At 43.3% G+C, this 18970-nt stretch carries 11 protein-coding genes; 4 read left to right on the top strand and 7 right to left on the bottom strand.

All coding sequences use genetic code 11. From position 1 onward, the window contains the following. Positions 1–76 precede the first annotated feature (76 nt). From VPNCDNU1_RS21825 to VPNCDNU1_RS21805, 5 genes are all read right to left on the bottom strand, one after another. Positions 77–5500, bottom strand: coding sequence for an NPCBM/NEW2 domain-containing protein (locus VPNCDNU1_RS21825; protein ID WP_104402301.1), 5424 nt, complete (start codon positions 5498–5500; stop codon positions 77–79). Positions 5501–5701: 201 nt separating this feature from the next. Further along, positions 5702–6691: an aldo/keto reductase gene (locus tag VPNCDNU1_RS21820; RefSeq protein WP_104402300.1), complete on the bottom strand. Its 990-nt coding sequence runs from the start codon at positions 6689–6691 to the stop codon at positions 5702–5704. A 10-nt stretch (positions 6692–6701) separates the two neighbouring features. Then, on the bottom strand, positions 6702–7709 hold the full coding sequence (locus VPNCDNU1_RS21815) for an ABC transporter permease (protein WP_104402299.1): 1008 nt from the start codon (positions 7707–7709) through the stop codon (positions 6702–6704). 73 nt (positions 7710–7782) lie between these two features. After that, a complete protein-coding gene (locus VPNCDNU1_RS21810) occupies positions 7783–9369 on the bottom strand; it encodes a sugar ABC transporter ATP-binding protein (protein ID WP_237324186.1) in 1587 nt (528 codons plus the stop codon). 27 nt (positions 9370–9396) lie between these two features. Further along, a complete protein-coding gene (locus VPNCDNU1_RS21805) occupies positions 9397–10458 on the bottom strand; it encodes a substrate-binding domain-containing protein (RefSeq protein WP_104402297.1) in 1062 nt (353 codons plus the stop codon). Positions 10459–10885: 427 nt separating this feature from the next. Between VPNCDNU1_RS21805 and VPNCDNU1_RS21800 the strand changes: the two genes are divergently transcribed. Further along, positions 10886–12280, top strand: coding sequence for an FAD-binding oxidoreductase (locus VPNCDNU1_RS21800; protein WP_104402296.1), 1395 nt, complete (start codon positions 10886–10888; stop codon positions 12278–12280). 117 nt (positions 12281–12397) lie between these two features. Here the strand turns inward: VPNCDNU1_RS21800 and VPNCDNU1_RS21795 are convergent, their stop codons facing one another. Then, complete coding sequence (locus VPNCDNU1_RS21795) at positions 12398–13240, bottom strand: class I fructose-bisphosphate aldolase (RefSeq protein ID WP_104402295.1); 843 nt, start codon at positions 13238–13240, stop codon at positions 12398–12400. A 200-nt stretch (positions 13241–13440) separates the two neighbouring features. On the opposite strand from VPNCDNU1_RS21795, the gene VPNCDNU1_RS21790 reads away from it, so the two are divergent. The 3 genes from VPNCDNU1_RS21790 (at position 13441) to VPNCDNU1_RS21780 (ending at position 17575) form a co-directional block, all read left to right on the top strand. After that, positions 13441–14247, top strand: coding sequence for a DeoR/GlpR family DNA-binding transcription regulator (locus VPNCDNU1_RS21790; protein ID WP_104402294.1), 807 nt, complete (start codon positions 13441–13443; stop codon positions 14245–14247). Between the two features lie 171 nt (positions 14248–14418). Then, positions 14419–16086, top strand: coding sequence for a glycerol-3-phosphate dehydrogenase/oxidase (locus VPNCDNU1_RS21785; protein WP_104402293.1), 1668 nt, complete (start codon positions 14419–14421; stop codon positions 16084–16086). Next, positions 16079–17575, top strand: a complete 1497-nt coding sequence (locus VPNCDNU1_RS21780; RefSeq protein WP_104402292.1) for an FGGY-family carbohydrate kinase — start codon at positions 16079–16081, stop codon at positions 17573–17575. Before VPNCDNU1_RS21785 ends, VPNCDNU1_RS21780 begins: the two co-directional genes overlap by 8 nt. 125 nt (positions 17576–17700) lie before the next feature. On the opposite strand, the gene VPNCDNU1_RS21775 is transcribed toward VPNCDNU1_RS21780, so the two are convergent. Next, positions 17701–18744 (bottom strand): hypothetical protein, encoded by a 1044-nt coding sequence (locus VPNCDNU1_RS21775; RefSeq protein WP_104402291.1) that lies wholly within the window; start codon positions 18742–18744, stop codon positions 17701–17703. Positions 18745–18970 lie beyond the last annotated feature (226 nt).

Below are 18970 nucleotides of genomic sequence, written 5' to 3'. Positions count from 1 at the left end.
CAAAATCGTCTAACTACGAAAATTACCTACCAAGCTTGTAAATCAGACGAGTATTCTGGTTGTGTCGCTCCTGTATTTACTGCGCATGACGGAATTTTGCATCGGCCCAATCTGCCCAATCGTGACCAATGCCATCACCTCCCGAACCGGAAACTAAACGGATGACATTATCTTCAGGGCTAATAGGGATACCGATGCTCTCAGGCGCGCTTGTTCCAGTAAGAAGTGCACTTTGGTAACGCAACTCATCATCGACAAACACTTGAAAAATAACAGAACCTCTCGTGCCAGTCCCATCATCCACGCCTACGACCGCACTGAACCTATCAAAGTTTGCCCCCGTCAGACTGTAAACCACTTCAGATTCTGCATGTAAGCCAAGCCCTTTTGGATATTGCTTTCCACCGACGGATATTGGCTGACCATCACCTTGCGCTTGCTGACCTACATTCATGTCTTTTTCTATTGGTCCCCACCCATTTGTGGAAGAAACCTCCGCTAAGTCGCTCGCGTAGCTGTAAGTTCTGTCACTCAGAACAAACTTGGCATTACCCCAGTCTGCCCAATCGTAGCCATTCCCATCGCCACCATCTTCCACGACAAGTGTTATGCTGGCATCGGAATCACCCAGTGGAACAAACACGTCTTGGCTTTCATCACTCCCTCTTATCAACCCACTGTCAAACCTAACATTCCCATTCACAAGTACCTTAAACACAACAGATCCAGCATTACCCGTTCCATCATCAACACCGACCGTTGCGGAAAATGCGCTAAAAGGCTGGCTGGTAAGATCGTATGTTATTAGGGAGTTTGCGTGTGCCCCCAACCCTTTGGCAAAGTACTCACCGTCGATGTACATGGGTTGACCATCACCCAGTGCTTGCTGACCCACATTCATGTCCTTTTCTACAGGTCCCCAACCGTTTGTTGATTCCGTCGCTTGAAGGTCACTGGCATAAACATGCCTTACCTGTCGAACTCGAAACTTAGCGTCAGCCCAGTTGGCGTGGTCATATCCGTTACCATCACCAGCATCCGTTGCTTCAAGACGCACTTCATTATGCGAACTACTTAGAGGAATACTTATTTGGATACTCTCATCGCTCCCTCTAACTACACCGCTTTCATAGCTCAATACACCATCGACGTACACTTTGTAGATGACGCTGCCTCGATTACCGGCCTTATCATCGATACCAATAACAGCGCTGAACTCTTCAAAGTCGTAGTCTGAAATGTCATACACAATCGATGAGTTCGCATGAGCTCCTAGCCCTTTTGCATAGCGTGTTCCACCGACAGACAAAACATCTCCGTCTCCGAGTTCTGTCCAACCGACACTCATGTCTTTCTCTAGTGGACCCCACCCATTTGTGGCACTTTGCTCATTTAGGTCGCTTGCGAAAACATAAGAAGGGGTATTCAAACGCAGTTTCACATCGGCCCAATTAGTATGATCAAACCCTATACCATCACCGGCATCCGTTGCGATCAGCTTTATTTCTTCTGCTGTAACAGAAAGAGGAACCACGACAAACTCAATAGGATCACCGCCTCTCAAGACAGTACTTCTATACTTAAGATCACCATCAACCCAGACTTCAAATATCGCAGAACCTGACGAACCTGCGCCACCGTCTATACCGATGAAGCTACTAAACTGATCATAAGGTTTACCGGATATATCTAAGACAATTTCCGAGTTAGCGTGAGTACCAAACCCTTTATCAAATGACACGCCACCAATACTTAACGTGCCTCCATCATTACTTGCCTGACCTCCGACACTTTGATCAATTTCAACCGGTCCCCACCCGTTACTTGAGGATGTAATAGGCAGATCACTGGCGTAGTCAAAATCGTTATCAATGGAAGGAACAACGGTTAAGCCTTCATACTCTATCTGCTTCAAGTAAGAGACTAGGTGGCCACGCTCTGTATTGTTACCAATATAGTGCACGCCAGTGCTCTGTAGTACGTCGTCTAGACTTTCCGCTTTACCGTTATGGAAGTACGGAGCTGAATTCACCAACCCAAGAAGTGTTGGCGTATCAAACCCAACCCCTGCGAGTGGTGACCCAATTCCCGTTCCAGACGATGTGTCGATGGTACCCACATCATGGCGTTTATTATCTGTAAAGCTGCTCCCAGAATGACAGGTACCACAGCTTTTGATTACGAAGAGAGATTGCCCAGTCTGTGCACTTGCAGTAAGAGTTCCATCGGTATTTCGATAGGGGCTTTTATTAAATGTCGTTAAGCTTGAAACATAAATTGCTAAGTTGTCTAAGTCGGTACTGATACCAGATTTGACGAGACCTAGAGGGTTCTTAACGTCCTCAAATAGCGCATCAGGAATAAACCCACGCCCTTCAAATGCAAATCGAATGTCGTTCTCAAAATCCTGAATTTCATCGAAATTAGCGGTCCAATGCACATTGCCATGGCTCATCCCCGCCCGCCCTGTCAACGGAATAGTGTTACGAACGCCTTCCCCTCGATCAGTGAAATCCCAGTTTCGACCATCCGAACCACCATCCGCATGACAACTTGCACATGACAGGTATCCATCCTTATTCATACGTGGGTTCGCTGCATCGTGGAACAATTGTTTCCCTGCTAAGATCCTCGGCGACAATTTCTCCGTCGAAACCACATCAACTTCCGCAATGTGTCGCGCATCACCTTGGATAGTCTCCAACGCGTTCACATCCCAAACTGAAACCGAACGAGACAAGAAGTTATGAACAAAAAGATAATTGCCTACTCTCACCAAACCATTCGGTGCGAGACCATGACCACCCAGCTGAGATACCACGTCTCCCGTGTATGCATCCAATACTTCTATATTGCTTCGCCCTTCCATTGCGACATAAGAATAATCGCCTAACGGGCTGAAAACGGCAGCCTTTGGTTGTGCGTTATTGTCTATATCAAGTTGTCTAGCTGATACCTCATTCAGCGTTGCCATGTCAATTTGGGAAACGATTGCTCGTACTGTGGTTTCGAACGTTAACCCTTTATTCGGGTCGGACTCCTTAAATGTCCCTCTGTCTACATTCGCCTTGTTAGATGGAAGCCAAGCGTATTTCTCGTCTGGTGATATTGTTACGCTGTTAAGATAGTTGGCAATTCCGCGGCTACGGTCGGGTCCATCAATCGTTGTGGTATCTTTATTTAACGAGATGTTCTGAACCAGAGTCATCGAATTGACATCAATTTCGGCGACGTCTGCCTTTTGTTGAAAAGAGATGAATCGAGTAACCAGAGCCTTATTTGAATCAGACGTTATCGCAATGCCACGAGCCGAGTGACCGATATCAACTCGACCAATAACATTTCGAGTATTCGGTTCAATTTTAATGAGCTCCCCTGAGCCATAGAGAGTAACTAAAGCACTCCTCCCATCCGGTGTAAACGCTATTCCATTAGGGCGAGCACCGCGGGTCAATCGAATGATGTCTAAGACGGATCCATTAGAAGCAGATAAAATATGGATCGTATCGCTCTTTTCACTCACGACCCAAATATTGCCATTTGGCGCAGTTGCGAGCGATTTGGGTCCTTGCATTACCGCTCTTTCCCAGAGTTTTTGAAAAGGTGCAACAGCCGAAACTGCGGATACTGTGTCGTTATCAGGGTTCACTACGAAAACACGATTTGCAGACCCCTCAATGGTCGATGAATGACTCGGGGGATTTGCCGATATGGGGTAATGAACCGTTAAACTTTTACTTTCGCTCGAAGTAAAACCACTTTCCCGCACAGTGACAATTGGAGACCAATGCCCAGGCTTGGCATACTGATAAGAAATTGTGTTGCTTGAACTGAACGGAGTGGGGGCTGTTCCGTCGCCCAAGTCCCACGAATATTCTAGACTACCTCCAAAAATTGGGCTGGCATTGGCAACAGCATTTACGTAATTACCCACTTCAACGGTACTAGGGAAAGAAACATTCACGTCATGCGATGCCACATTGCCAGTGGAGAAACTATAACGGACTTCGGGCATTGCATTACCCGTAAAATCTTTAATGCCATTCACAACGACTTGATAGATTTGATTATCCCCGAGCGGGGTGCTTGGCGAAAAATGTACAAAACCTAGATTGACGCTATAGGTGCCATCGATAGGTGTCACTGAGCCTGCCGGAATGACTTGAAATGTTAGATCTGTCACGGAGTCCATCAAAACGCTGTCTGAAAGCGCCAACCCAATGCGGGTGGTTGGAGATACATTGGTGTCGTCGTGCGCTGGTAACGTTCTGATTATTTGAGGTGGCGTTAAGTCTCTTCCCTCGTTGTGAGCCAAAAATCCACTTCCGCTTCCGTGATCATTCCCTACCCACACCATGTTACCAAAAGGGAAAACTTGACCATGATCCGTATCACTTCCGCTCGCATTTAAACTGCCTTTACCTAAATCGACAAAATTCTGTTTGTCTGAAACATCGATGACAGCAACATCTTCCTGGTTCCCAAGAAACAATTTATTGTCTTGTCCGTTGCAATACAGATTAACGTATTCACCTTCATGTTCATTAACCAAGGTCATTGGCGTAGTCGTGGTATCGTACGTCACTAAATTATTCGCGGAAGATCGAGGTCCAAAATTCGCGTATTTTCCATCCCAACAGCTAATGTAGAAATTGTAGGGAAGGTTATTAACAACTTTTGTTAGCACAGGATCCCGTGGATCATCGATATTGAGAATTGAAAAGCCACCTCTGTCTTCTCGGCTCGCCAAATGCAGTTCATTACCTAACGCCAATACTGATCCAACAACAAAACCACCCAGTTCCGAACGCGGAATGGTTTTTACCAACGTTGGATTATCGACATCCGTTGTATCCACAATGGAGATACCCGAAGTCCCTCGAGCGACATAAAGGTAAGGAGCCTGCCAGAAAACATTCCAAGGTATATTGCTGTATCCACCCAATATGATATCTGGGAATGTTAACTTCGAGCGCCGCACAGGATTATTTACATCTGACCAATCCCAGATTTCAATGCTACGGGAATTGTGAGTGACGATAAGGTTGCCTTCAGACAAACCTAAAGAATGAGCTTCTGTAAAATCTCGGGTTCGAAGCGCGTCACCTGTGCGATAAATATTTGTACCATCAGGCTCGTAAACTTGTTTAACCTTCACGGGATTTATTGGGTCAGAAACATCAAGGGCAATCCACCCTCCAGGATTTTGACCATGATCTGGCGCAAATACGCCAACCGCATATCCATTGATCATCGTTAACATATTGAGCCCATAATGAGCCCGACCGGGATAATCAGGTGGGATAAACCCCGTCGTATCATCAATTAACGGCGATACATGTGTATAGACATCATTAGATGAAAAATTTGGATTGCCTAAACCCGGTCCATTAGCCTGTACCGTGTTTAAGATAAAAAAGGATGACAAAGCTGCGACTGCACCTTTTTGAACGTGCTTTGTAGCTATAAGTAAACGCTTTAAATGTCCCTGTGTTTTCATGACTGCGTCCTTGTGTCTAAAACTAAAATACACATATATTTAATTGAACACTCCAACCAAGTGTTTCAAATCTATGTGTGACGTTTACCCAGCCAAGACGTCTTAAATTTGGTGAATTGAAACTTTCAGGGACACGTGTTCTCACAATAGTTTTTATACTATTTTCGTAAATACAGCGGGTTAAGGTGCCCTTTCGAAATTTCAACTCAATGCATTCAATTGTGACAACATGGTATTTGCATCTTCCTTATCAATACTCAACGATCCTGCCCTCGCATTTTGCTCAGCATGCCCAACCGATCGCGCGCCACACAACACAAAATCAATTCCCGATACCTGACTAGTAGCGGCGACAATAAGCTGTGCCATGGTACAACTGTACTTATCTAGCAACGGTTTCCATGCTTCCATTTGCTGTAACACTTGCGCGCGTTTTTCTTTAACGAACCAAGGGTTCCAAGCATCGACATTGCGTATATCATTGGCATCAAATTGGGTGTCCATCGTTACTTTCCCAGAAAGTAGCCCTTGCTCCATCGCTTGGTACGCCATGGTAGACATTCCCAAACTCTGGTTTTGGTTTACGGTGGCTCTTGCGTCTTTCTCCCAGAGCATGCTGTAGCGAATCTGATTGGTATCAATTTGATTGCCTTTGCAATACGCTAATGTTTCTTCTTCGGATAGATTACTCACCCCAATTGCCCGTATTTTTCCTTCTTTCTTTAACTCAATCAGGCATTCAAGTGTCTCTGAAATTGGTGTGTGATGAGGTGCTATAGACGGCCAATGTACTTGATAAAGGTCGATGTAATCGGTTTGCAAACGCTTTAAGCTTTCTTCTACTTCGAGACGAATACTCTGTGGTGACAAGTTACGCCTTAGCGTCTTTCCATCAGTAGAAAAGTGCTCGGTTCCTTCCCAATCCCATACCAAACCACATTTTGTTGCCACAACAACTTCATCTCGACGCTTTCTAATGGCTTTTCCAATAATCCTTTCTGACTCACCAAAGCCATAACCTGGAGCCGTGTCAATAAAGTTGATCCCTGAAGACAACGCAGCATGAATCGTATTAATCAGTTCCTTTTCATCCGCTTCTTTCCCCCATATAGAACCTCCACCAATCCCCCAGGTACCAAGGACAACAGCGGAAGCAGAGATGTCTGAACGACCAATTTTTCTGTACTGCATCACGGGCTCCTTATTTTTTAGATTGAATGACGTGGTCAATCGCAATCGCTGATAATAAAATTAATCCTCTAATCAGCTCCTGCCAGTACACGGGGACGTTGAGCAAAATAAGAGACGAAGACACAATAGAAAGAAGCGCGATACCCAAAATAGCGCCAAAAATCGTTCCTGCACCGCCGTTTAAACTCGCTCCACCAATTACAGCGGCAGCGATGACATTGAGTTCAAGCCCAACACCGAACGTTGGTGTCGCTCCGCCAAACTTGGACATAAAAATGATGCCAGCGAGACCTGCCATTGAGGAGCACAATACGGTCGTCCAAAACTTGATGCGGTCAGTTCGAATACCGGAATATAACGCGGCTTTTTCGTTACTCCCCGTATAGTAGACCCTTCTAAACATCAACATATTTCTGAGCATATAGTCGGACAGGAAAATAACCGCGATGAATATGATCACTGAAAATGGCAAACCAAACACATCTCCTTGACCAATAAACTTAAACTCGGGCGGCAAGCTATACAGCGATAATGGAGATCCTTCGGTTATAACAAAGCACAGCCCTCGCGCTATGCCCAAAAAGGCAAGTGTTGTCATAAAATGGCTTAAGCCAACCTTGGTCACACAAACACCCATAATGCTCCCGATGCCAGCACAGGCTGCAATCGCAACCAAGCTCGCAACCCATGGGTCCATGCCTAAGAGGAAAAGCTTACCGGCTATCACCATAGATAAGCACATCACGGCACCGACAGATAGGTCGAACCCGCCAACGATAAGCAGTATGGTCATTCCGACAACGACCAAGCCTTCCGTTGAAAAAGAAAGAAGCATGGCACGCATGTTCGCCCATGTGAGGAAGTAAGGAGAAGCAAAACTCATCACCACGAACAGAATAACGATAATGGCAACCAGTGCTGCTTCACGCGCACCCGCAAATCTTGAGATCAGTGCCAATAATCCTTTATTTTCCGTTTTATGGGTCATCCCCGAACTATTTATTAATTCCGTTTTCATATAGTTACCCTGATTTAATCCTTGCTCTTAAAATCATTATTCGCGAATAAGATCAGCCGAATTTTTTTCGTTTTCAAATATTTAATCCGGATGCTAATCGAATGATATTTTCCTCTGTAATGTCATCACTATTTAATTCACCCGATATACAATTCTCATACATAACTATGACTCGGTCACTCACTCCAATTATTTCTGGTAATTCAGAAGAAATAATAATAATACCGACACCTTGATTAGCTAACTTTCGAAGTAATGCGTGAATTTCATGTTTTGCGCCAACATCAATCCCTCTTGTTGGCTCATCCATAATAATTATTTTAGGTTCTATTGCTAACATTCGAGCAATGGCAATTTTTTGCTGGTTTCCACCGCTGAGTTCTCTTGTCAGCTGCTCAATATCTCTATATTTTACGGTAAGTACCTTTGATAGTGATTCAGCTTGTTTTATTTCTTTTTGTTTATCTATCCTACCGAAACTCTTTCTTAAATTATTGAGCCCCAAAACAGAGATATTTTCTCGAATAGACATATCGAGATACACACCTTCTTGCTTACGGTCTTCAGACAAATAAACTACTTTGTTATTCAAGCTGTCATCATAAGATTTAAACTGAATTTTTTTCCCTTCCAATGTTATATTCGCTGACTGTTTAGGGCGCAAGCCACATAAGGTTTGTATAAGCTCACTGCGCCCCGAACCAATCAGCCCTGCCACTCCTAATATTTCACCTTCATAAAGCTGGAAGCTCACATTATTGAACCGGTCTTTATCACAAAGGTTTTCTACCGACAAAATGGGGGTATCATTTGATTTGATTTCATTACTTTTAGGTGGGTAGAGATCATTTATTTTTCTTCCTACCATATTATTTACGACATCTTCTGGTGAGGTATTTTTTATTTCCTTAGTGCAAATATATTCCCCATCTCTTAATACGGTTACTCGATCGCAAAAATCGAATACCTCAGCCATTCTATGACTAATATAGATAATACTTACACCACGACTTTTTAAATCCAAAATAATATTAGAGAGTGCTTCCGATTCTTTTTCAGTCAGTGCTGCGGTGGGCTCATCCAAAATTAAAACATCACACTCTTCTGTGAGCGCCTTTGCTATTTCAATGATTTGCTGTGTCGATATACCTAGTTCTTTCACTTTAATGTCGGGTTGAATGGGCATCAATTGTTCTAAAATACCCAGTGTTTTTTCATTTATTTCTGAATAGTTAATTCGCCACTTTTCACCTTTTTCTGAACCACACATAAATATATTTTCAGCAACAGTCACATCTGGGCATAATGCTATTTCCTGATGAACGAAATTCACGCCTAAGGCTTTGGCCTTTCGTGGGCTGTCAATATGAACATTTTTATTTTTTACTCTAATAGTTCCACTATCCGGTTGATAAATACCATTTATTACCTTCATCAACGTAGACTTTCCAGCACCATTTTCACCGCACAGTGCATGCACCTCTCCTTTAGCTAACGAAAAATTAACACCTGATAGTGCGACGGTCGGTCCAAACGTCTTAGTGATATTCTTCAATTCTAGGACTTCATTTCCATCCACAACAACTCTCCTACAACAAATCGAAAGATCTTCGTCTTCATTATTTTCGTAAGCCCAAGAATGGAATAAGGGGTCAGTCACGCATTCCTTCCCCTTATGCCAAACCGACTAGTCTCTTACGCCTTTCGACTCTCTTCGCTTCATGTAAGTATCCCAATAAAAGTGTTCTGCATTTTCTTTCGTTACGATGGAAAAACCGTTGTCTACATAAGGTACCTGCATAGGGTTAATGCCTTTCGCAACATGGTCGTTCATTGGATCAATCAACTCAGAGTGTTTAGCCAAGAAAAGCAACGTCATTCCCATAAACCCTTGAACACCTTGGTTCGGATTAAGAGCGCCAAAGATTTCATCGTTTTTGATCATATCTAAAACTTTTGCGTTAATATCGCAATTGAAAACTCGGATGCCTCGACCGAGCTCTTTTGCTGCTTGCGCCGCACCCATTGCCGAACTCGCCTCTGGCATAAATACAGCACCTAGATTAGGGTGCGCTTGCGACATCGTTAACAAAGCGTTATAGGCTTTGGTTGGATCTTGGTTACTGGCAGCGCGCGAAACGAGTTTCATGTCGGGCCATTTTTCTTCCATTCGACCGATAAATGCGGCAACACGTTTATCATGGTTGTCTTGCCCAGGATTTTCTAAAACGGCATATTCACCTTTTCCTCCCATATCTTCGGCAATCGCATCCGCTGCATAGATCCCTTCACGTACATTATCTGAAGTAACATAAGCAGTACGTTCGCTATTTGGGGAGTCAGCACCGAAAGTAACAACCGGAATACCCATTTCTCTGGCTCGCTTAATCGGCTCAACGAAAGGGTCTGGGTTAATTGGCGCGAGCAAGATTCCAGCAGGTTTGCGCGCAAGAATTTGTTCAAAAGACGCGAGCTGCTTGTTTACGTCATATTCTGGAGTGCCGGTATAAACGGTTTTTACACCTAGCTTTTTCCCTGCTTGTTTCATCATTTCATAAACAGGGAACCAGTATTCAACGCCCGATACAAAAACATTCATGTAGTAAGTTTCTTCGGGATTACCGACAAAACCATTCGACTCTTTCTCTGCTGCTACAGTTGAGAATGCCATACATGCGGTAAGAACAGATGCCGCAACTTTCTTAACTCCTCGCTTGAATAGACTTTCTTTTTTAATTGTAAAACTCATTTTACTTCTCCTTGAACGACCTCTTCCTTGATTCAGCTGTATAGAGGCACAACAATAAAACACCAAACCACACAACCCAACATCTAAACACTACAATAAATAGCACAATGTCGTTTTACAAGGTCAAAACACACAAGAAAAGAAAAAAGATTTACAAAACCATAATAAGTGCATTTTTTAGATTATAACTCCACAATTCAGGCAACAAAATAATCTATAACCCTTAAGATAACCATAAAAACAAAATAAACACCTAATAAAACCATCATTCGCATTTACTTAAACAGCTATAAAAACTCAATAGAACCAAAATAACTTGAACACAAAGCTACACAATGCTAAAAAATAAAACAGAGCTCCGTATGGAGTTAGAAGTGCGGGTATAAGAACCCTATATATGGATATAAATGAAGTGGAGTAAGAAAGTATGGAGAAGACAATTGAAGAGGTCCTAAGTGCTTTAGAAACGAATCAAGTCGAAGAAATTGATTACGATGTTCTAAATGCAAAGGATTTTGATCCGGAAGAGCATTGGCCTAGATACTTTAAACAAAGGCAACAAAGTTCGAACATTTTGATTCTCAAGCCAAATAGTTCCAATGATGTTTCTACTATTCTTAAACTCGCCAACAAACTTAGGATTCAAATATCGGTTTTAGGGGGGCACTCTAACGTCGTGGGCAGTTTTGAGGGCGGACCTAGCGTTTACCTATCAACGGAAAACCTGAATACCATTCAACCTGTAGAGCGTTTAACTAACCAAATAACGGTTGGTGCCGGTGTTTATGGCGGTGAACTTCTAAAAACAATGGAACAATGGGGCTTTGAACTTGGTCAGTACCCTCAATCACTTTTTATATCTACGGTGGGTGGGTGGATTAATACTCGAGCGACAGGTTCCTCTTCTACATACTACGGCGGTATTGAGCACGCTGTCATCGGTCTCGAAGCCGTCCTAGCATCCGGTGAAGTCGTTACTGCTACACCCAGCGCAAGAACACCGGGTGGGCTCGATTTAATTAAGCTCCTTATTGGTTCTGAAGGCAGTTTTGCAGTTATTACATCAGTGACTCTCGAAGTTCACAGAAAACTACCGACCTCGTTTACATCAGTTGCGTTTAACGATTACGAAGAAGCTATTGATGCACAACGCCAACTAGTGCAAGGCGGGTTCCCTATTGGTTTACTTCGCGCATACAATATTGCTGAAACAAACCATATTACAGAGTCGATATCTAAAGGGGTGCCAATAGGCGATTTTGCTTTGCTAACCTTCTCCCTTATCGCACCGGAGGAATCTCTCTCAGCGCTCACCATCGAAGCAAGAAAGAAAGTGATCAATGTGGGGGGAGCAATACTATCAGACGATGTTTCAGACACTTGGTTTATTAATCGTTACCAATGCGAAACGATGATGAGAGATCGCAATATTACCAACGGGAAGATGTTTGATACCGTCGAAGTGACGCTACCTTGGAATCATGCTTCAGATTGCGCATTAGCTTTAGAAGATGTGTTTAATGATAAAGTAGAACGGTTTTATACACACTTCTCTCATGCCTATCAAACAGGTGCTTGTATGTACGCACTTTTCTTTATCGAGGAAAGCAACGATGCTAAGACAATGGATACTTGGCGCTATTGTCAAGATAGAATGGCAACAATTGTAAAAGAACATAACGGCACGCTAGCTCATCACCATGGTGTTGGTTCCGAACGTTCAGAGCATTACATGCAAACAGATGTTGGTTTTATCCATAAGCAAATTAAAGAAAAGTTGGATCCTAACAATGTTTTATTTTGCCGAATGCTTCTTGGTTAATCACTCCTAACCAGAAAACATGCTAAATCCACCCACATATAGAGGTGGATTTTTTGTTAGGATCAAAAAAGGCGTCAAAAGACGCCAAAGCCTCAGTAAGTGAGGAAGCAAAGTGCCCTACAAATTATATTCTTTAGCCGCGTCCGCTGCCGCTTTCCCCTTACAAATAACATCTGTAATTGCTCGTATTGCATCTGCTGGGCGCTCGTGTAGATAGAGGTTTCTCCCTACCGCTACTCCTGAACATCCTGCCGTCATCGCACTTTCCAAGCTGACAAGAAAGTCTAAGAAACTACTGCGAGTTGCCCCGCCCATCATCACCGTAGGAACAGGCGTTGAATCGACAACGGTCTTAAACGTCTCTGGGTCCCCTGTATATTCCACTTTAACAACATCTGCGCCAGCTTCAGCAGCCATTCGGGCAGCTAGAGCGACAAATTCTGGTTTATTTTGTTCACCTTCAGTAACGTTTGTACCTCGCGCCAAAGGCTCACATAGAACAGGAAGCCCAAAACGCTCTGCTTCCCTGACTAACGTTCCTAGACGTTTCATTTCAGCAACGTCATCAGCTGGATTACTCGACCCTAGGAACACATAGTCGTGCACCGCGTCAGCTCCGTAGGCCGCAGCTTGCTCAGCATTAGCGATAAAGTCATGCTGCCCCATAAAACCATCATGTCCCAATAGTTCGGCATTACGCCATTTGTCAGTCCAACCTACAGACATAATAACTGCAGGGGAATGTCTATGCCCCAGTAGGCTAGAATACTGCTTTATGTATCCTGGCGAGAGCATTGCCCCTGTTAAGCCGTTTGTAGATAGTTCCAGTAAAATTCTCCTGAACTCGCTATCCGATGTAATACCTGGCTGTGGTCCCAAATACATACTATTAACTAACGCAGCAAAGACTGCTTTCTTGTTCTCAAACATTCTGTTGAGACGTATTGTTTTCCCTTCCATAAAACTTCCCTATGTTTTTTTAATCTCCCACACCAAGCACTATGTAGCTTTATGTAGTAAAATGTCAACTACAACACTACACAAAAGCGAAAAAAGAAATAAATATAGCGCACGAGCACATAAGCACGGTGTTTAGCTTGAGAACAGCACGATGTTATGATATTTCACAACTACAGCTCACTAAACTCAAAGGAACATTTATGAGTAGAGGAGACGTTTCAGAAGAAACCATGCTGCCTGAACAACGTCAAAGTCGGATTTTGCAAATAATTCGAAAAAATGGAGTAGCAAAAAACGCGCAACTAGCTAAACAATTTGGGGTCAACATTGCGACCATTCGTCGCGACTTTACGACTTTTGAAAAGCAAGGGTTAGTCACAGTAGTCTATGGAGGAGCAAAACTTAAAAGTGAGCACATCACGCCTTCTTCCTATGAAAGTGAAGTCGCTTTGGAAGAAAAACAAAGTATTCATTTAACAACAAAACAAACCATAGCTAAAAAAGCTGCATCACTCATTAAGTCCAATGAAAGCATAGGTCTAAATGCAGGTAGTACTGTCCCTATGATTCTAGATTACTTATCTGATGACGTTCAGCACTTGTCTGTGACGACATTAGCCCTAAACATTGCTGAAAAAGCCGTCCGCCTACCTATTGTAGACTTGTTTGTCCCAGGCGGGCACTACAGAAACACTTCCCATGCGTTGTCTGGTACGGTAACGGAACAAGCGCTAGCTTCGATCAATTTAGACAGAGGTTTCTTTGGTGCATCTGCTATCGATCTCAATGCGGGTTGGACACATCCAGCACATGCTGAAGTCCCGTCAAACCAAATGATGCTCCGTCAAGCAAGGAAGAAATATCTTGTATGTGATTCTTCGAAACTTGGAAGAATTAACTTCAGTAAAGTGTCAGATTTAGCGGTATTCGATGCCTTTATTGTTGATGATGACTTCCCTCTGGAATATCGACGGTGGGCTGAAGAGAATGGCATTGACGTTATTTAGTCTATAAACCCGAGCATTTATAAACCTACAAATCAGACCGAATCGTATAGATTCGGTTTTTTTATGTCTTAAAAACACAAAAAGCAACATCAAACTTTACACAAAAACACCATAGTGCTATAAAAAGCTACAAACAAATTCTATTAATCCATCATTTTCCAAGGAGAGGAAATGGAATTACATAGCAAGGACGCATCTAAAGCCTATGATGTTGTGATTATTGGTGGAGGCATTTCTGGGGTCTCTCTTGCTCGTGAAGCCGTATTGAGAGGGTACTCTGTCGCACTGTTAGAGAAAAATGACTTTTCTTCTGGCACAAGCAGCCGATCAGGAAAACTCATACATGGAGGAGTGCGCTATTTGGAAACACTTGATCTCAAGGTCGTTCGTGAATCCTGTAGGGAAAGGGAAACGCAGCTAAACATAGCGCCTCACTTAGCGAAAACCCAACCCATTCTGTTTGTATCAAATTCACAAGGTAAATACAGCCCTTGGCAGTTGAAGATCGCTCTCTCTTTTTACGACTTTGTCTCAGGTAACCCTAAAAACAGAAAAAGCCGAATATTTAATAAAAAGAAGTTAGAAGACAAAGAACCTGATTTAAATTCAAATGGGCTCAAGGGTGCAGGGTTATTTCATGATTTAGCGACTAACGATGCCAGATTAACGATAGACACCCTGAAAAGTGCAGTATCTCTCGGGGCTGTCGCCATGAACTATACTCAAGTAACGGATTTACTTTATAAAGATGGCAAAGTCTGCGGCGTTAAAGCAACAAATCAGACATCCAACGAAAGCTTTGAATTATCGGCATCCTATGTGATCAACGCATGTGGTCCTGGTGTTGATTCCATTCGATTAATCGATGACCCTACCGCTAAGCGCTTGATGTCCCCCTCAAAAGGCGTTCACCTTGCGTTTAGCAATAAGAGACTCAAAGTTAACCATGGTGTGTTTATGCACGTAGCAAGCGACAACGGTCGTATGAATTGGGTATTACCTAAAAACGATGAAGGGTATGTATTTGCCGGTGCAACCGATTCCTATTACGAAGGTGACATTGATAACCCAACGATAACTGATTCTGATGTTACGCATGTACTTAACGCGACCAATGAAATGTTTCCAAACGCTAAACTGACACACCAGGACATCATCTCTGCATGGTCAGGATTAAGGCCCTTAGTAAAAAAAGAGTCGGTATCGGATGCCAGTAAAGTTTCTCGGCGTCACCTAATCACACAAAGTTCTTCTGGGTTGTACACGTTGGCTGGTGGGAAATTGAGTACTTGTCGGCTCATGGCGGAAGAAACCATTGGTTTTATTGAGAACCAAGAAAAACTTTGTAAAACAAAAAGTTTAAGCCATGTTACGCCTATTTCGGGAGGCGAACGTTTCTCTTCCCCGAATCTGCCTAGTGGCGACATTTTGTCTGACGAGGATATCGCGAGAATACAGCGCAACTTCGGTAGCAACGCATCAAACGTATTCAAGCTCGCTTCGTATCTAGAAGACAGAAAAGGATTTTTCGGTTCTAACTTCCCTCTCACTCCAGCAGAAATACGCTATATAGCACGTAACGAACATGTCGTTCACCTAACGGATATTTTGATAAGGCGGACAAATATCTTCTTTCAATTGAAAGACGCTGGGTTATCTCAATTACAGGCAATAGGGGAACTTGCCGCAAGCGAGCTCAATTGGTCAGCTGAAAGACTGAACAGTGAGATCATTACATACCAAGAAGAAGTGGCAAGTAATCGAAAATTTGATTCTTCGGATCTTCAATACCAATCAATGAATCAAGCCAATTTGAAACTAGGTGGTAGTTATGATTAGAAAACTGATATTGACCATTGATTTGGGCTCTAGTGGAATGCTCTTATCTGTTTTCAGCCATAAAGGAAAACTATTAGGCGAACAAAAAAGAACGTATACACCGGAAACGGACACCAGTGGCAAAGCAGCATACGACATACACGCAATGTATGATTCCATGCTATCGTCGATAAATCAGCTCTTTGCAACCGACTCATTCTCTGCCGAAGATGTTTGTGTAATTGGTGTATCAGGAATGATGGGCGGCGTATTGGGAGTAGATAAATACGGCTCCCCAACCTTCCCCTACACTACGTCACTTGATACACGTTTTCTCACACATTACGAAAGCATAACGAATGATTACGGTACTGAGATTCGTGAAAGAACAGGAACTTGGTACCCGATACTTGCACCAAAAATGAAATGGATGGAAGACCAGTCAAAAGAAAACTTTGCAAAAACGGTAAAGGTCGTGCCTATCACAAGCTATATTGTCGGACATCTTGCAGAGCTTCCACCAGAAAAATGGGCCATTGATAAGTCTCTTCTATGGATGACGGGGCTTGCAAACAAACATAGCCAGCAGTGGGATCAAAGCATTGCTTCTAAGCTCGATATTGATCTTAATCTGCTGCCCTACATTGCAGACTCTACTGATATTGTTGGGCATACGACAAGTCGGCTGTCTACTCACACTGTTATACCTGTCGGTACTCCCATACTTGCAGGTCTTGGTGATACGCCAGCCAGTATTGTTGGCGCTGGAGGGTTCTTAAACAACATCGCTGTCAATATTGCGGGCACCTATCCCATTCTCTCTATGTCGACCCCTTTAACTTCTTATGAACACATTGAAAAGGTTGGAGAAATCTTTGGCTCGCCTTTACCAAATATGTGCCACCCTTCGGTATTCATTAACGGTGGTGGGCTTACTCAAAAATGGCTTGTTGATATCATGTTTGGTGATGATGGCGACCAAATTAGCCACTATGAAGCCCTCTCAAAAGACGCCGAAACTATTTCGCCTGGTTCTGATGGCTTGCTCTGCAACCCTCACTTTGGAGGTCGCGCATGTCCACCAGATGCCAGTGTAAGCGCTGGTGCGTTCGTCGGATTAAAATGGGGACACAAAAGAGCACACCTGTATCGTTCCTTCTTGGAAGCTTTGGCGTATGACTTATTTCTCACATTCAACCAACTTGCAAGTGATCTTAGTGAACAAGTAACAGAGATAAGAGGAGTGAGTGGAATGGCAAACAATTCACTTTGGAATCAAATGAAAGCCGACATTCTAAACCTACCTTATGTAGAAATGGATAATAAGGAGGCAACTGCACTGGGTACCGCAATAACAGCAGGTGTTTCTGTTGGGCTATTTGAAAACTTTGAGCAGGCTACTTCTGATATTTGTACACCCAAAAAAGTATACAAACCTAGGCGTGAGTTACATGAGGTCTATAAACCTTATATAACAGCCTACAAAAAACTCATTGAAGGCACACCTTAACCAGATACAAAAAATGTGGTCAATCGTCTAAGGTAACAATGCATTTTTCAGCGAGGTCCGCCGGACACTGCATTGTTACCTTTGCCAGTGGAAATCAGTTAACACTACGAAACTACCCGATCCGTTTACACATAATCGATAACTGAATCAATTAGGTCGCTGGCACTGGTATCGGTTACGATTAAGTAATCCCCACTCTCGGTATAAAACTCAGCAATAGTGTATTGCGCAGTGTAATCCACGCCGAAATCGCTCAGTCGTTGAGTCATTGCGCCGGTCAAGTCTTCTGCAGAGTACGTTGAAAAATAGCTTGCGTACTCAACCAACCCAGCATCTATCGTTAGGTTCACATCGGTAAAAACCATAACATTGGCACTTCCATCATGGTTATCTTCCCATGTACCCACTACGTTGTTATCCAAAAGTTCTTGGGTAATATGTAAGTCAGAAGCACCATCACCAATAACAACTTCAAAGCCTGTAAATTCCAGTGCGTTGTTGCCACTTAAGTAGAGCGCATCTATGCCTTCTCCTCCGTGAGCACTTCGATGTGTATTGCAATCTGCTTCTGACAACCCAGCAACATTAACGACATCATTACCTTTGCCTGCGGAGATATTAAATTCTGTGTAATCACCGCCGGCTATTTCAAAGAAACTGATCGTATCATTGCCGTCTCCGGTATCGATATCGAAGTGGTTGCTCCAAGCGGCACCATTCGACTGCACGTGGACGTTTACTGCATCGTTACCGTTACCAGTAGATATTTCTCCGCGCTTGGCACCGTATACGTTCACTGTCGTTCCCGTATCCGACAAAGCGTTTACATTCACATCCACAAAATTTTTCACATTGATGAAATCTGTATCGGTCTCAACTAATGCTTCTTTCAGGCCGTCGGTGTTCCATTTAAACACCGAGACATCAGTGACAGATTTGCTTTCACCGTTTATCCACTTTTGTTGGGCACTGAGAGTCAGCGCTCCTTCTTTCAGTGTTCCTTCACCCTGCAAAGTTTTTAAAGAAGGGTTTTCTTCGACCCCATAATCATCCAAGTATTGCGCAAATTTCGTTGTTGCAAGCGCTTGCGCATCAATAGCCATTTCATTGACAAGCGTTTCAACTACGCTGCCGACATAAATGTCGGATTTTATTGTGTTACCTAGCATAGCCACTCCTGATATCTATCTTTAAATTATATCCAAGTGACCTCAAGGTGCAGGATTCAGGCACTTTGAGGTCACTTGGGTATAGAAGTCTACTCTCTCTGCGACAGTGGGAATATTCTCGTTTCGGTAGTTAGTGCTAATTTGGGGAGCAGTACTTCAGATTGTCATACTTTTATCACGCGTGCTAAGTAGTCAAAATGCCACCTGTGCCAGATAAAAAATAAGC

Source organism: Vibrio penaeicida (assembly GCF_002933855.1).
Classification (GTDB): Bacteria; Pseudomonadota; Gammaproteobacteria; order Enterobacterales; family Vibrionaceae; genus Vibrio; species Vibrio penaeicida_A.
This window is presented reverse-complemented; position numbering and strand designations above follow the sequence as displayed.

What these genes read in the sequence shown, in the direction of transcription:
- VPNCDNU1_RS21775 (WP_104402291.1), bottom strand. Translation starts at nt 18,744, where the DNA reads ATGCTAGGTAACACAATAAAATCCGACATTTATGTCGGCAGCGTAGTT.
- VPNCDNU1_RS21790 (WP_104402294.1), top strand. Translation starts at nt 13,441, where the DNA reads ATGAGTAGAGGAGACGTTTCAGAAGAAACCATGCTGCCTGAACAACGT.
- VPNCDNU1_RS21780 (WP_104402292.1), top strand. Translation starts at nt 16,079, where the DNA reads ATGATTAGAAAACTGATATTGACCATTGATTTGGGCTCTAGTGGAATG.
- VPNCDNU1_RS21800 (WP_104402296.1), top strand. Translation starts at nt 10,886, where the DNA reads ATGGAGAAGACAATTGAAGAGGTCCTAAGTGCTTTAGAAACGAATCAA.
- VPNCDNU1_RS21785 (WP_104402293.1), top strand. Translation starts at nt 14,419, where the DNA reads ATGGAATTACATAGCAAGGACGCATCTAAAGCCTATGATGTTGTGATT.
- VPNCDNU1_RS21815 (WP_104402299.1), bottom strand. Translation starts at nt 7,709, where the DNA reads ATGAAAACGGAATTAATAAATAGTTCGGGGATGACCCATAAAACGGAA.
- VPNCDNU1_RS21805 (WP_104402297.1), bottom strand. Translation starts at nt 10,458, where the DNA reads ATGAGTTTTACAATTAAAAAAGAAAGTCTATTCAAGCGAGGAGTTAAG.
- VPNCDNU1_RS21795 (WP_104402295.1), bottom strand. Translation starts at nt 13,240, where the DNA reads ATGGAAGGGAAAACAATACGTCTCAACAGAATGTTTGAGAACAAGAAA.
- VPNCDNU1_RS21825 (WP_104402301.1), bottom strand. Translation starts at nt 5,500, where the DNA reads ATGAAAACACAGGGACATTTAAAGCGTTTACTTATAGCTACAAAGCAC.
- VPNCDNU1_RS21820 (WP_104402300.1), bottom strand. Translation starts at nt 6,691, where the DNA reads ATGCAGTACAGAAAAATTGGTCGTTCAGACATCTCTGCTTCCGCTGTT.